The sequence below is a fragment of the Streptomyces drozdowiczii genome (assembly GCF_026167665.1).
GTDB classification, from domain to species: domain Bacteria; phylum Actinomycetota; class Actinomycetes; order Streptomycetales; family Streptomycetaceae; genus Streptomyces; species Streptomyces drozdowiczii_A.
The window spans coordinates 1,325,866-1,340,084 of sequence record NZ_CP098740.1 but is presented as its reverse complement, the minus strand read 5'-3'; the positions used below and the strand labels follow the sequence as shown (position 1 = coordinate 1,340,084).

Genomic DNA, 14,219 nt, shown 5'->3' with positions numbered 1-14,219 from the left:
CCACGAGTCAGTTCTCAGCCTCGCCGGTCGGCGGCGATGCCCGGGCCTTCCGGACGGGCCGCGCCGCCGGCCTGAGGGCCCAGCAGACGGAGCTGAAGCATCGCGGCGAACCTCGCCGAGGGATCCTGGAGGTCGATCTCGCCCACCTCGGCCGCCCGGCGGATGCGGTAACGGAAGGTGTTGGGGTGGACGAAGACGCTCGCGGAGGCGGTGATCACGTCTCCGAAGGCGTCCAGCCACGCCCGCAGGGTCTCGACCAGGTGGGCGTTGTGCTTGACGTCGTAGGCCACGAGGCGGGCGAGGGGGCCCGACAGCTCGTCGCGGTTGGCCACGGCCTGGTCGCGCATCTCTATCAGCAGGGCGTCGATGTAGACGTCGGCGATCGAGGCGGCACGCTTCCCGGTCTGTCCGGTGAACAGCACGCGCAGCGCCCGGTCGGCGTTGGCCCGTGAACGCGGGAGCGCGGCGGGTTCGTCGGCGACCGAGCCGATCCCGATGACGGCGCCAGTCCGTTCGCCGGTGCGGGCCAGAAAGTTCGAGGCCACCTGCAAGGCGCGCTCGCGGGTATGGGAGGTGTCGTCGGGCACGGGGAAGAGCGCGTACGCCACATCGCCGAGCAGCGCGACGGCGGACCGCGGCTGTACGGCCGTCAGGTGGACGGCCAGGGCGGAGGCCAGACGCTGGCGCTCGGCGGTGAGATGGGCGTGGTCCTCGTCCGGCGCGGGCGCGAGACCCATCGCCATGACCAGGGTGGGTTCGTCGACCAGGCCGAGCCGACCGAGCGCCTCCACGGCCCCGGCCCCGCCTTCGAGTGCGGTCGTGACGAGGTCGGCCCGCAGCCGGTTCTCGGCGTCGGTGCCCGCGCGGAAGCGGAGCATGTGGAGGGCGACGAGCTTGGCCGCCTCCAGGAACGCCTTCTCCCGCTCCGGGGTGAGGGGCTTGCGCAGGGCAGCCCACACGGAGCCGAGGAACTCGTCGCCGGCGCGGACGGCGACAGCCACCCGCGGAAGCGCCACCTCGTCCCCGAGCGTCGGCGGGGGCACATGCACCAGGCCCTCGCTGCGGTACAGCTCCTTGAAGACGCCGTGCTCCTCGTGGTGGCGTACATAACGCTCGGGCACCTGGCGGGCCAGGATGCTCTCCACGCGGGGGGCGTCCGCCTCGTCCTGCCGGCCGGAGAAGGCGAGGATCCGGGAGCGGCGGTCCTCGATGGTGACGGGGGCGTCGAGCAGCGTGGCGATGGCGTTGGCCAGGGCGAACAGGTCCCCCGACGGCACCCCGCCCAGAGTCTGTCCCCCACCTTCACCCACGTCACCCTCGGTGAGCTGAGTGCGCAGCATCGCCGCGAGCTGGGCCCAGGACGCGCCGCGGGTCAGGGCGAGCAGCGCGACACCGGTCTCGCGCACGACCGGCTCCAGCTCGTCGGCGTCCTTGACGGGCCCGCGGACGACGAGGGCGGTCGCGCCGACCTCGGCGAGATCCCGCAGCAGCCGGCCGATCTCCTTCGCGCCGTGGACACCGACACCGAGGACGATGGCGTGCGCCGGGTAGTGCTGTTCGTCGTAAGGGTCGTGGATACCGACGCCGCCGATCTCCCCGGCCGCGTCGGGGTCGCCGTACAGGAGATCAAGGAGAGTGTGGCCGAAGTCCTCGAGCACCCGGTTGAGGCTCCGGGCGGGGTGCGTCGACATGTGCCTGATCATCTCCGCAGGTTAGGACGTGCGCAGCCCTGCGATGTGGTGCGTGCGAACGAGGATACGTCAACCTGTTCGTACCCCGGTACGAACGGCTTCGGTGGGCTGCCACAAGCGGCCTACAGCGGCTTCGGCAAGGGCATCGGTCGAGTCGATGAGCGGGAGGACCCGTCCGGCCGCCCGACCGACCAGCGGGATTTCCGTGCAGGCGGCGATCGCCGCCTGAGCGCCCCGGTCCTTGAGGCTCTCGGCGGCCGTGGCGATCCAGCGCTCGGGCTCGGCAGGATCCGCACCACCCTTGACCGCGCGGATGGCGGCGTCCACGTACTCCTGCTGCACGGAGGCGGACACCTGCACCACGTCGAGCCCGAGCCGGGCCCCGGCCCGCTCGTACAGTCCGGTCAGACGTGTCCCCCGGGTCGCCAGGACACCCACCCGCTCCAGCCCGGGCGTCCGGCGCGCCGCCGATTCCAGCGCGGCTCTGATCATGTCGAGGACTTCGATGCCGGTCGCTTTGGACAGCTGCTCGACATAGGCGTGCGCCGTGTTGCACGGAATGGCGATACAGCGCACGCCCGCGCGTTGAAGCCAGCGGGCACCCTCCACGAGGGCGGGCACAGGGGACGGCCCCTCTCCGAGCAGCGCCGCGGTCCGGTCCGGGACGGCCGGATCGGCCCACATGACGACGGGCAGATGAGCCTGGTCGGAGCCGGCCGGCGTGCGCTCGACGACCCGGCGGTAGAAGTGGGCCGTGGCGAGGGGCCCCATCCCGCCGAGAATGCCGAGAACCGGGCGGGTGGCGTGACGCATGCGGGCAGCCTTTCGATACCTCCCGCCGTCGTCCGCGGGGTCTCCCCTGATCGTGGCCCCGCAAGAGGTGCGGGATCTTGGGCGCGCGCTCCAAGGACCCCCACGGTGTTTGGTACGCCCATACCGGGGACGTCGCTTCCAGCGCACGGTTCGGCGACGCGGACGAAGCGGACGGTCCAGAGCTGTGACACGGACCGAACTCCCCGCGCCGGTCAACGGTTTCACTGGCGACCGGCCCGCCACGGCCTGATGATCACCAATGCGAAGGTCCACCATGCACTCGTACGACCCTGCCCTCACCGACCTCGTCCTCGGCGCACTGCGCGACCGCCTCCTGAACCGGCCCGCACTCAACCACCCGGGCGAGGCGGACAAGCTCGATCGGGTCCTGGCAGGGTTGATCGGGCCGGATGGCAACGATCCGGCGGAGGTTCTGCGGCTGTGGACCGAGCAGTTGGCTCCCACCGCGATCGCGGTCGACAGCCCCCGCTTCCTGTCCTTCGTCCCCGCCGCCCCCACGCAGGCCGCCGCTCTCTTCGACATGCTCGTCTCCTGCTCGTCGATCCAGGGCGTCTCCTGGCTCCTGGCCTCCGGCCCCATCGCCGCCGAGAACCAGGTGCTGCGCCTGCTCGCGGACCTCGCGGGAATGCCGAGGAGCGCAGGCGGCTGCTTCGTCCCGGGCGGTTCGGCCGGAAACCTGTCAGCCCTGGTCACCGCACGGGACACGGCCCGGCTCCGCAGGAGCCTCGGCCCCTACGATCGCGTCAGGTTCGCCGTCTCCGACCAAGCCCATTCATCCATCGGCAACGCCCTGCGCATCATCGGAGTGCAACCGCTCGTGATCCCGGCTGAGGACCACCGCCTGACCGGCCCCGCCCTGCGCACCGCCCTCCGCGCCGACGCAGATCCGTCCGACATCATCGGGGTGGCGGCCACGGCCGGCACGACCAACGCCGGCATCGTCGACGACCTGGCAGGCATAGCCTCCGTGGCCCGGGACTTCGACCTGTGGCTCCACGTCGACGGCGCGTACGGCGGCGCCGGCCTCCTGGCCCCGAGCGTCCGACACCGCTACGACGGCATCGAGCACGCCGACTCCCTGGTCATCGACCCGCACAAATGGCTCTTCGCCCCCTTCGACTGCGCCGCCCTCCTCTACCGCGACCCCCGCACGGCCAGGGCGGCCCACACTCAGGACGCCTCCTACCTCGACGCCCTGCACACCGACGACGACGCCCAGTGGAACCCCAGCGACTACGCCCACCACCTGAGCCGCCGCGCCCGCGGGCTCCCGCTGTGGTTCTCCCTCGCCGTCCACGGCACCCGTGCCTACACCAAGGCCATCGAGAACGCTCTCACCCTGGCCCGCGACGCCGCCGCGATCATCCGAAGCGCCCCGCACCTCGAACTCGTCCGCGAACCCGAGCTCTCTGCCGTCCTGTTCCGCCGCATCGGGTGGACCCCGAGGACTACACGAGATGGTCAGCTCGCCTTCTCGCCGGCCGGACCGCGTTCGTCGCCCCGACCGGTTGGGAGGGCGAGACGGTCGCCCGATTCGCCTTCCTCAATCCCGGGACCGGCCTGAACCTGGTCGAGGAGATCGTGGACACCATGACCTGAGTTCTCGCCACCGTCGGCGAGCCGTCATGCCCGCGGCGAGCCGGACCGCCGCGGGTCCGAAGTCCCGGAGATGCCGACGCACCCCCGGGGGAGGGGTGCGCCGGCATCGGCGTATCAGATGTCCCGGAAGATCTCGATCTGCGCCCCCACCGAGTTCAGCCGCTCCGCCAGTTCCTCGTAACCCCGGTTGATCACGTACACGTTGCGCAGCACCGACGTGCCCTCCGCCGCCATCATCGCGAGGAGGACGACCACCGCCGGGCGCAGGGCCGGGGGGCACATCATTTCGGCGGCGCGCCAGCGGGTGGGGCCCTCGACCAGGACGCGGTGGGGGTCCAGGAGTTGGAGGCGGCCGCCCAGGCGGTTGAGGTCGGTGAGGTAGATCGCGCGGTTGTCGTAGACCCAGTCGTGGATCAGGGTCTGGCCGTGGGCCGAGGCCGCGATGGCCGCGAAGAAGGGGACGTTGTCGATGTTGAGGCCGGGGAACGGCATCGGGTGGATCTTGTCGATCGGCGCCTCCAGCTTGGAGGGGCGGACCGTCAGGTCGACCAGCCGGGTGCGGCCGTTGTCCGCCGCGTACTCCGCGGTGCGGTCGCAGTCGACGCCCATCTCCTCGAGGACCGCGAGCTCGATCTCCAGGAACTCGATGGGCACCCGGCGGATCGTCAGCTCGGACTCCGTGACGACGGCGGCGGCGAGCAGGCTCATCGCCTCGACCGGGTCCTCGGACGGCGAGTAGTCCACGTCCACGTCGATCTCGGGCACGCCGTGCACCGTGAGGGTCGTCGTGCCGACGCCGTCCACGCGTACGCCCAGCGCCTCCAGGAAGAAGCAGAGGTCCTGGACCATGTAGTTGGAGGAGGCGTTCCGGATGACCGTGGTGCCGTCGTGGCGGGCGGCGGCCAGCAGGGCGTTCTCGGTCACCGTGTCGCCGCGCTCGGTCAGCACGATCGGGCGGCCGGGCGTGACGGAGTGGTCCACCCTGGCGTGGTAGATCCCCTCCGTGGCGGCGATGTCCAGGCCGAAGCGGCGCAGCGCGATCATGTGCGGCTCGATCGTCCGCGTACCGAGGTCGCAACCACCCGCGTACGGCAGCTTGAACGCGTCCATGCGGTGCAGCAGCGGGCCGAGGAACATGATGATGGAGCGGGTGCGGCGGGCGGCGTCCGCGTCGATCGCGTCCATGTCCAGCCGGGCCGGCGGCACGATCTCCAGGTCGGTGCCGTCGTTGATCCAGCGGGCGCGCACGCCGATGGAGTTGAGCACTTCGAGGAGGCGGTAGACCTCCTCGATACGGGCCACGCGGCGCAGCACCGTACGGCCCTTGTTGAGCAGCGACGCGCACAGCAGCGCCACGCAGGCGTTCTTGCTGGTCTTGACGTCGATGGCGCCGGAGAGGCGGCGCCCGCCGACCACGCGCAGATGCATGGGACCGGCGTAGCCGAGCGAGACGATCTCACTGTCGAGTGCTTCACCGATACGGGCGATCATCTCAAGGCTGATGTTTTGATTGCCGCGCTCGATGCGGTTCACCGCGCTCTGGCTGGTGCCGAGCGCCTCGGCGAGCTGGCTCTGCGTCCAGCCCCGGTGCTGTCGGGCGTCACGGATGAGCTTGCCGATACGTACGAGGTAGTCATCTGACATGCCGAAAGGCTATCTCAGATATGAGATTGCACTCGCGTGGGGGTGTGCCGTTCGGGTGAGAGTGGTGTGCCGGAGGGGGCGGGGGAGTGAAGGGCGGTGGCCGAAACTCCCTCGCGTACGGGCCCCGTGGCTCGTAGGGTCCCGCCCCATGGATGCCCGCGGCACGTACGTGCTCTCCGTGAACATCGGCCGTCCCCGCCCCAACCCCTGGAAGGGGATCAGCGCGACCGGCATCGACAAGCGGCCGGTCGACGGGCCGGTCGCGGTGACCGCCCCCGGCCCCAAGGGCACCGGCGCCGTCGGTCTCGCCGGTGACCGGGTCTACGACGTGAAGCACCACGGCGGCACGGACCAGGCCGTCTACGCCTACGCGCGCGAGGACCTGGACGGCTGGGAGGCCGAACTCGGCCGGCCGCTCGCCGACGGGGTGTTCGGCGAGAACCTGACCACTCTCGGCGTGGACGTCAACGGCGCCCTGATCGGGGAGCGCTGGCGGATCGGACCGGACGTCGTCCTCGAGGTGTCGTGCGCGCGGATACCGTGCGGGACCTTCCAGGGCTGGCTGGAGCGGGACGGCTGGATCAAGCGGTTCACGCGGGCCGCCCTGCCCGGCGCGTACCTCCGGGTGATCGAGCCCGGCGAGATCCGGTCCGGCGACCGCCTGGAGATCGTGCACCGGCCCGCGCACGAGGTGACCGTCGCGCTGGAGTTCCGGGCCACGACGCTGGAGCCGGAGCTGCTGCCGCGCCTCCTCGCCGCCGACGCGCTGCCCGACGAGACGAAGGAGACGGTCCGCCGCCGCACGGCGCCGTAGCCGCGCGCGCCCGTCAGGGGGCCGCCGCGCCGCACCCTAGCCGCGTGCGCCCGTCAGGGGGGCCGCCGCGCCAGGTCACCGATGCCCAGCTCGCGCACCGCCCCCGTTGACTTCAAGCGTGCTTGAACCGCAAGTGCGACGCGGTGCCTCTCCCCTCGACAACCCGCCTGGTGCCGCCGACGTACCGGCCGCTGTTCGCGCACGCCCGGTTCCGGCGGCTCCTGCCGGCCCTCGCGGCCTCGGACCTGGGCGACGGGATGAGCGTGGTCGCCGTGGCCTGGCTTGCGGTGCTCATCGCTCCTCCCGGCCGGTCGGGGCCGGTCGTCGGTGCCGCGGTCGCCGCCTATGCCCTGCCCGGGGCTCTGGGGGCTCTGGTCTTCGGCCGCTTGCTGCGGCGGCTGGATCCCCGGCGGCTGGTGGCGGTGGACGGCTGCCTCCGCGCGGTGCTCCTGGGCTTCGGCCTCGGCGGCATGGTCTACGAGCCCTTCACGGCGCTCTCCTACATCTTGCTCCAGGACCGCACCCCGGCCGCCCGGCTGACCACGGTCCTGGCGACCCGGGGCGCGGCCCTGCTCGCGGCCGCCCCGGTGGGCACCGCGCTGGGCGGCCCGCTCGTGGCCGCCCCGGGACCCCGGCAGGTGCTGGCCGCCTCGGGGGCGGCGACGATCGCCCTGGCCCTGGTGGCCATGGCGACGCGGGCCCGGGGTACGCGCCGGGAGGGGACACGGGGCGCCCGGACATGACCCTTCCGCGGTCATGTACTAGAGTTATCTCGACATCGAGATATATGCCGAAGGCGCACAGCGAGCCGCCCCCGGTAAGGGTTACCTAACTAAGCCTTACCTTAGCGGATGGCCCGGTGGTCCGAGGCGGCACCACGCGGCGCCCGCCGTGGTGAGGCGCGGCGCGGAGTTACGCGCACATTGATGAAGGAGACTGTCGTGTCGGCGAACAGCTTCGACGCCCGCAGCACGCTGCGCGTGGGCGACGAGTCGTACGAGATCTTCAAGCTGGACAAGGTCGAGGGCTCCGCGCGCCTCCCTTACAGCCTGAAGGTGCTGCTGGAGAACCTGCTCCGCACGGAGGACGGCGCGAACATCACCGCCGACCACATCCGCGCGCTCGGCGGCTGGGACTCCCAGGCGCAGCCCAGCCAGGAGATCCAGTTCACGCCGGCCCGCGTGATCATGCAGGACTTCACCGGTGTGCCCTGCGTCGTGGACCTCGCGACCATGCGTGAGGCCGTCAAGGAGCTCGGCGGCGACCCGGAGCGCATCAACCCGCTCGCCCCCGCCGAGCTGGTCATCGACCACTCCGTCATCGCCGACAAGTTCGGCACGAAGGACGCCTTCGGCCAGAACGTCGAGCTGGAGTACGGCCGCAACAAGGAGCGCTACCAGTTCCTGCGCTGGGGCCAGACCGCGTTCAGCGAGTTCAAGGTCGTCCCGCCGGGCACCGGCATCGTCCACCAGGTCAACATCGAGCACCTGGCCCGTACGGTCATGGTCCGCAACGGCCAGGCGTACCCCGACACCCTCGTCGGCACCGACTCGCACACCACCATGGTCAACGGCCTCGGCGTGCTGGGCTGGGGCGTCGGCGGCATCGAGGCCGAGGCCGCGATGCTCGGCCAGCCGGTCTCCATGCTCATCCCGCGCGTCGTCGGCTTCAAGCTGACCGGCGAGCTGCCGGCCGGCACCACCGCCACCGACCTCGTGCTGACCATCACCGAGATGCTCCGCAAGCACGGCGTCGTCGGCAAGTTCGTGGAGTTCTACGGCGAGGGTGTGGCCGCCACCTCGCTCGCCAACCGCGCCACCATCGGCAACATGTCGCCGGAGTTCGGCTCCACCGCCGCGATCTTCCCGATCGACGACGAGACCCTCAACTACCTGCGCCTGACCGGCCGCGACGCCCAGCAGGTCGCCCTCGTCGAGGCGTACGCCAAGGAGCAGGGCCTCTGGCTGGACCCGGCCGCCGAGCCCGACTTCTCCGAGAAGCTGGAGCTCGACCTCTCCACGGTCGTCCCGTCCATCGCCGGCCCGAAGCGCCCGCAGGACCGCATCGTCCTCGCCAACGCCAAGGCCCAGTTCGCCCAGGACGTCCGCAACTACGTGGACTGCGTGGACGAGGCGGGCAAGGAGTCCTTCCCGGCCTCCGACTCCCCGGCCATCGGCGCCACCGGCCCGACGAACCCGGTCACCGTCACCGCCCCCGACGGCTCCACGTACGAGCTGGACCACGGCGCCGTCACCGTCGCCGCGATCACCTCCTGCACCAACACCTCGAACCCGTACGTCATGGTCGCCGCGGCGCTCGTGGCGAAGAAGGCGGTCGAGAAGGGCCTGACCCGCAAGCCGTGGGTCAAGACCACCCTCGCCCCGGGCTCCAAGGTCGTCACCGACTACTTCGACAAGGCGGGCCTGACCCCGTACCTCGACAAGGTCGGCTTCAACCTCGTCGGCTACGGCTGCACCACCTGCATCGGCAACTCCGGCCCGCTGCCGGAGGAGGTCTCCAAGGCGGTCAACGAGCACGACCTGGCCGTGACCTCGGTGCTCTCCGGCAACCGCAACTTCGAGGGCCGGATCAACCCCGACGTCAAGATGAACTACCTGGCGTCCCCGCCGCTGGTCGTCGCGTACGCCATCGCCGGTTCGATGAAGGTGGACATCACCAAGGACGCGCTCGGCGTCGACCAGGACGGCAAGCCCGTCCACCTGGCCGACATCTGGCCCTCCGAGGCCGAGGTCAACGACGTCGTGGCGAACGCCATCGGCGAGGACATGTTCAACAAGTCCTACCAGGACGTCTTCGCGGGCGACGCCCAGTGGCAGGCGCTGTCCATCCCGACCGGCAACACCTTCGAGTGGGACGCCGAGTCCACCTACGTGCGCAAGCCCCCGTACTTCGAGGGCATGACCATGGAGACCTCGCCGGTCGAGGACATCACCGGCGCCCGGGTCCTCGCCAAGCTGGGCGACTCGGTCACCACCGACCACATCTCCCCGGCCGGTGCGATCAAGGCCGACACCCCGGCCGGTCAGTACCTCACGGAGCACGGCATCGAGCGCCGTGACTTCAACTCCTACGGCTCGCGCCGTGGCAACCACGAGGTCATGATCCGCGGCACGTTCGCCAACATCCGCCTGCGCAACCAGATCGCGCCGGGCACCGAGGGCGGCTTCACCCGCGACTTCACCAAGGACGGCGGTCCGGTGTCGTTCATCTACGACGCCTCGCAGAACTACCAGGCCGCCGGCACCCCGCTGGTCATCCTGGCCGGCAAGGAGTACGGCTCCGGCTCGTCCCGCGACTGGGCGGCCAAGGGCACCGCGCTCCTCGGCGTCAAGGCCGTCATCGCCGAGTCGTACGAGCGCATCCACCGCTCGAACCTCATCGGCATGGGCGTCCTGCCGCTCCAGTTCCCCGAGGGCCAGACCGCCGAGACCCTGGGCCTGACCGGCGAGGAGACCTTCTCCGTCACCGGCGTCACCGAGCTGAACGACGGCACGACCCCGCGTACGGTCAAGGTCACCACCGACACCGGCGTGGAGTTCGACGGCGTCGTCCGCATCGACACCCCCGGTGAGGCGGACTACTACCGCAACGGCGGCATCCTGCAGTACGTGCTCCGCAGCCTGATCCGCAAGTAACCGGACCGGCTCCGGCACGGCGAGAGGGCCGCATCCCCGGCGACGGGGGTGCGGCCCTCTCTGTCTCTCACAGCCCGATCAGAACAGGAACTTGTAGCTGTCCCAGCCGCTCGTGCCGATCTTCTTCTTGGCCTTGTACGGGGCCGCGGCGTTGCCGGTGCCGCTGTACAGGTACAGCTCGCCGCCCTTGCGGGCGATCAGGTCGGTCTTGCCGTCCAGGTCGATGTCACCCGTGGAGACCAGGCGGTTGTACTGGTTCCAGCCGCTGCCGATCTGGGTGCGCTTGGCGAACGGCGCGTTCTGGTTGCCGGTGCCCTTGTACAGCCACAGGACGCCCGACTTGTCGCGCGCGACGACGTCGTTCTTGCCGTCGCCGTTGAGGTCGCCGTTGCCGGCGATCTCGCTGTAGATGTTCCAGCCGTAACCGGCCTTGATGCGCTTGGTGACCTTGCCGTTGCCGTAGCCGAGGTAGACGTACAGGTCGCCCTTGGTGTCGACGGCGAGGATGTCACCGGCGGCGGCTCCGCCGATCTGGCCGGGGGAGACGAGCTTGCTGTAGGTGTTGTAGCCGTAGCCGATCTTGACGGCCGACGAGTCGAACGGCAGCCAGCCCAGGTCTCCGTTGCTCTCACGGAACCAGAGGCCGTCGCTTTCACCGTCGTTCTGGTGGTCGACCTGCATCATCGCGGTGACGCCGGTCCAGCCCTGGCCGTACTGCTCGCGGGCGGTGAGCCCGCCCTTGCCGTTCGGGCCGTAGGCGTACGCGATGCCCGCGGAGTTGACCGCGTAGAGCGAGAAGTGCGGGTTGGCGGCGGCGGCCGCGGCGGCCGGAGCCGCTGCCGGCTGGTCGGCCGAGGCACCGAGCGAAGGCTGCGGGGCGTCGGCGGCCACGGCGGAGGTGCCGGTGGCGACGAGGGCGGCGGTGAGCGCCGCGGCTGCCGCGCGAGCGGCTATGCGCATGTGGTGCCGGCCAGTGGTTTTGGCCACAAGTACTCCATGGATCGTGAAGTGGAAGTGGCCCGCCGCACGTTGGCGGCGGGCCACCGATTCACGGAAAGCGTGTCACGGTTTCGTGCGTGAATCCTTCACGTTTCGTCATGAGTGTGTAACCACTGTGACAGTGACCGGCTCAGAAGAAGAGGCGGTACGTGTTCCAGCCCGAGGTCCCGATGAGGGCCTTCGCCTTGTACGGGGCGGCTCCGTTGCCGGTGCCCGCGTACAGGTACAGCTCGCCCTTGGCGTTGCGGGCGACCAGGTCCGTCCGGCCGTCCATGTTCAGGTCACCGGCGGCGAAGAGGGTGTTGTACTGGTTCCAGCCGCTGCCGATCTTGGTGCGCTTGGCGTACGGGGCCTTCTGGTTGCCGGTGCCCTTGTACAGCCACAGGACGCCCGACTTGTCGCGCGCGACGAGGTCGCCCTTGCCGTCGCCGTCCAGGTCGCCGTTGCCCGCGATCTGGGTGTAGGTGTCCCAGCCGTAACCGACCTTCAGGCGCTTGGTGAGCGTGCCGTCGCCGTAGCCCAGGTACAGGTAGAGGTCGCCCTTCTTGTCGCGGGCGAGCAGGTCGCCGCCCTCGGCGCCGCCGAACTGGCCGACGGAGACGACGGTGTTGTAGGTGTCCCAGCCGTAACCGACCTTCACCGCGGCGGAGTTGTCGGCGGCGTAGTACCAGATGTTGCCGGAGGTGCCGAGCTGCCAGCGGCCGTCCGCGAGGTTGTCCGCGTCGTGGTCGACCTGGCCGACGAACGCGAGGCCCGTCATGCCGGTGTCGAACTCGACGCGCGACGAGAGGGTGCCGTCACCGAGCGGCACGTAGGTGTAGGCGGTGCCGGAGCTGTTGAGGCCCTGGAGGCCGAACAGCGGCGCGTCGCCGACCTCGGCGGCGGAGGCGGAAGTGGCGGCAGCGCCGGTGGCGACCAGGGCCGCGGTTATCGCGGCGGCGGCGAGACGGGTGACAGCCCGTCCGGGCCGACGGCCAGAGATCTTGGCCACGAGTGTTCTCCATGGATGGTGGGACGAGGCGTGACGCGCCGCGGGATACGGGGACACGCCACGGAATTGAGGGTGATCCTTTCACGACTCCCTCACGTCTCCAAGGGTTTGTCGAAATGAGGCCAACGCATCGCCTTCGCCCCGGTATGCGGACACCGCCAGGGACTTCGGCCGCCCTCTGTTCGATGCGGCATGCGTACACCGGTGCATGCCGGGCAGGCGGAAGTCAGCTTCCCGAAACCAGTCGGACAGCGGTAGAAGAGGAGTTGTCGTGTCATTTCTCTGGGCCATCATCGCGGGACTCATCATCGGCCTGCTGGCCAAGCTGGTCGTTCCCGGCCGTCAGCCCATCCCCCTGTGGCTGACCGTCCTGCTCGGCATCGTCGGTGCCATCGCCGGCAACGCCCTCGCCACCGCCTTCGGTGTGCGTGACACCGGGGGCATCGACTGGATCCGCCACATCTTCCAGATCGGTGTCGCCGCCGTGCTCATCGCCTTCATCAGCCCGATGTGGGCCCGACGACGCGCCTGACCGGCCCGCCCGTACGACGAACGCCCTGCCCCCGCACGCAGCGGGGGACAGGGCGTTCGTCGTGTCGCCCGGCTCAGGCGCGGTGCGCCGCGATCAGCGCCTGATACCAGCGGTAGCTCTCCTTCGGGGTGCGCTCCAGGGTGTCGTAGTCGACCCGGACGATGCCGAACCGCTTCGCGTACCCGAGCGCCCACTCGAAGTTGTCCAGCAGCGACCACACGTAGTAGCCCCGCACGTCGACCCCCGCGTCCATCGCGGACCGCAGCGCCGCCAGATGCGTACGCAGGTACTCCACCCGGTCCGCGTCCCGCACCGCACCGTCCGGCTCCACCGTGTCGTGCTCCGCCGAGCCGTTCTCCGTGATGTGCACCGGCGGCAGCGCGTCCCCGTAGGCGTCCTTGAGCGCGGTCAGCAGATCGGTGAAGGACTCCGGCACGACCGGCCAGCCCATCGCCGTCCGCCGCACGTCCGGGTACTGCCCCTCGGCGTACCGGTTGTCCGTGGCGACCCGCAGCGCGGGGTCCGGCTCGCGGTGCGGGGCGTCGGCCACCACGATCGGGCGGTAGTAGTTGATGCCCAGGAAGTCCAGGGGCTGGGAGATCAGGTCCAGGTCGCCCTCGCGCCGGAAGTCCTGCCCGGTGATCAGCTCGCCCCAGGTCTCCTCCTCGGTGGCCGGGTAGCGGCCCGCGAGGATCGGCTCCGTCCACACCAGGTTGTGCTGGGTGTCCGCGCGGACCACCGCGGCCCGGTCGGCGTCCGTCGGGGCGGCCGGGACGTTGCGGTCCAGGTTCAGCGTGATGCCCGCCTCGCGGACCCCGGCGGCCCGCAGCGCCTTCATCGCGAGGCCGTGGCCGACGAGCAGGTGGTGCGCGGCGGCCAGGGCACCGCGCCCCTCCTGCGCGCCGGGCGCGTGCCGGCCCACGGAGTAGCCGAGGAAGGCGCTGCACCACGGCTCGTTGAGGGTGATCCAGCGCGGCACCCGGTCGGCCAGGTGCTCCGCCACGACCGCGGTGTACTCGCCGAACCGCTCGGCCGTCTCCCGTATCCGCCAGCCGCCCCGGTCCTCCAGGGCCTGCGGCAGGTCCCAGTGGTAGAGGGTCGCGGCCGGCTCGATGCCCGCCTCCAGCAGCTCGTCCACCAGCCGGGAGTAGAAGTCCAGGCCCTTCGGGTTCACCGTGCCCGCACCCTCCGGCAGGATGCGCGACCAGGCGATCGAGAAGCGGTACGAATCGACGCCCAGCTCCCGCAGCAGCGCCACGTCCTCCCGGTAGCGGTGGTAGTGGTCGCAGGCCACGTCACCCGTGTCGCCGCCGTCCGTCCTGCCGGGCGTGTGGCTGTACGTGTCCCAGATGGAAGGGCCGCGTCCGTCCTCCCGCGCGGCCCCTTCGATCTGGTACGAGGCGGTGGCCGCGCCGAAGACGAAACCGGGCGGGAAGACCGGGAACTCAACCATGGATAC

Annotated in this window: 11 protein-coding genes; 5 read left to right on the top strand and 6 right to left on the bottom strand. The window is 70.6% G+C overall.

What is annotated here, in order from left to right; translation table 11 throughout:
- Positions 1–14: 14 nt before the first annotated feature.
- Together NEH16_RS05995 and NEH16_RS05990 are read right to left on the bottom strand one after the other, a co-directional pair.
- Positions 15–1,691 (bottom strand): PucR family transcriptional regulator, encoded by a 1,677-nt coding sequence (locus NEH16_RS05995; protein ID WP_265539874.1) that lies wholly within the window; start codon positions 1,689–1,691, stop codon positions 15–17.
- A 69-nt stretch (positions 1,692–1,760) separates the two neighbouring features.
- Positions 1,761–2,504, bottom strand: coding sequence for an aspartate/glutamate racemase family protein (locus NEH16_RS05990; protein ID WP_265539872.1), 744 nt, complete (start codon positions 2,502–2,504; stop codon positions 1,761–1,763).
- 274 nt (positions 2,505–2,778) lie between these two features.
- On the opposite strand from NEH16_RS05990, the gene NEH16_RS05985 reads away from it, so the two are divergent.
- Positions 2,779–4,089 (top strand): pyridoxal phosphate-dependent decarboxylase family protein, encoded by a 1,311-nt coding sequence (locus NEH16_RS05985; RefSeq protein WP_265539870.1) that lies wholly within the window; start codon positions 2,779–2,781, stop codon positions 4,087–4,089.
- A gap of 149 nt (positions 4,090–4,238) precedes the next feature.
- Here the strand turns inward: NEH16_RS05985 and NEH16_RS05980 are convergent, their stop codons facing one another.
- A complete protein-coding gene (locus tag NEH16_RS05980; protein WP_018100749.1) occupies positions 4,239–5,768 on the bottom strand; it encodes a helix-turn-helix domain-containing protein in 1,530 nt (509 codons plus the stop codon).
- Between the two features lie 148 nt (positions 5,769–5,916).
- Between NEH16_RS05980 and NEH16_RS05975 the strand changes: the two genes are divergently transcribed.
- From NEH16_RS05975 to acnA, 3 genes are all read left to right on the top strand, one after another.
- On the top strand, positions 5,917–6,582 hold the full coding sequence (locus tag NEH16_RS05975; protein WP_073966165.1) for an MOSC domain-containing protein: 666 nt from the start codon (positions 5,917–5,919) through the stop codon (positions 6,580–6,582).
- Positions 6,583–6,752: 170 nt separating this feature from the next.
- Positions 6,753–7,325 carry a hypothetical protein gene (locus NEH16_RS05970; RefSeq protein WP_265539864.1) on the top strand — a complete coding sequence of 191 codons (573 nt, stop codon included), beginning with the start codon at positions 6,753–6,755 and terminating at the stop codon, positions 7,323–7,325.
- A 198-nt stretch (positions 7,326–7,523) separates the two neighbouring features.
- Entirely contained in the window at positions 7,524–10,238 is a 2,715-nt protein-coding gene (gene acnA / locus NEH16_RS05965) for an aconitate hydratase AcnA (RefSeq protein WP_276598384.1), read from the top strand.
- Between the two features lie 78 nt (positions 10,239–10,316).
- Here the strand turns inward: acnA and NEH16_RS05960 are convergent, their stop codons facing one another.
- A complete protein-coding gene (locus NEH16_RS05960) occupies positions 10,317–11,198 on the bottom strand; it encodes an FG-GAP repeat domain-containing protein (protein WP_265547082.1) in 882 nt (293 codons plus the stop codon).
- Positions 11,199–11,367: 169 nt separating this feature from the next.
- Positions 11,368–12,228, bottom strand: a complete 861-nt coding sequence (locus NEH16_RS05955; protein ID WP_265539861.1) for an FG-GAP-like repeat-containing protein — start codon at positions 12,226–12,228, stop codon at positions 11,368–11,370.
- Between the two features lie 271 nt (positions 12,229–12,499).
- Here NEH16_RS05955 and NEH16_RS05950 point away from each other — a divergent pair, with 271 nt between their 5' ends.
- Positions 12,500–12,760, top strand: a complete 261-nt coding sequence (locus NEH16_RS05950) for a GlsB/YeaQ/YmgE family stress response membrane protein (protein ID WP_073966161.1) — start codon at positions 12,500–12,502, stop codon at positions 12,758–12,760.
- 73 nt (positions 12,761–12,833) lie between these two features.
- Here NEH16_RS05950 and NEH16_RS05945 read toward each other — a convergent pair whose 3' ends face one another.
- Positions 12,834–14,213 carry a GH1 family beta-glucosidase gene (locus NEH16_RS05945; RefSeq protein WP_265539858.1) on the bottom strand — a complete coding sequence of 460 codons (1,380 nt, stop codon included), beginning with the start codon at positions 14,211–14,213 and terminating at the stop codon, positions 12,834–12,836.
- Positions 14,214–14,219: the final 6 nt, after the last annotated feature.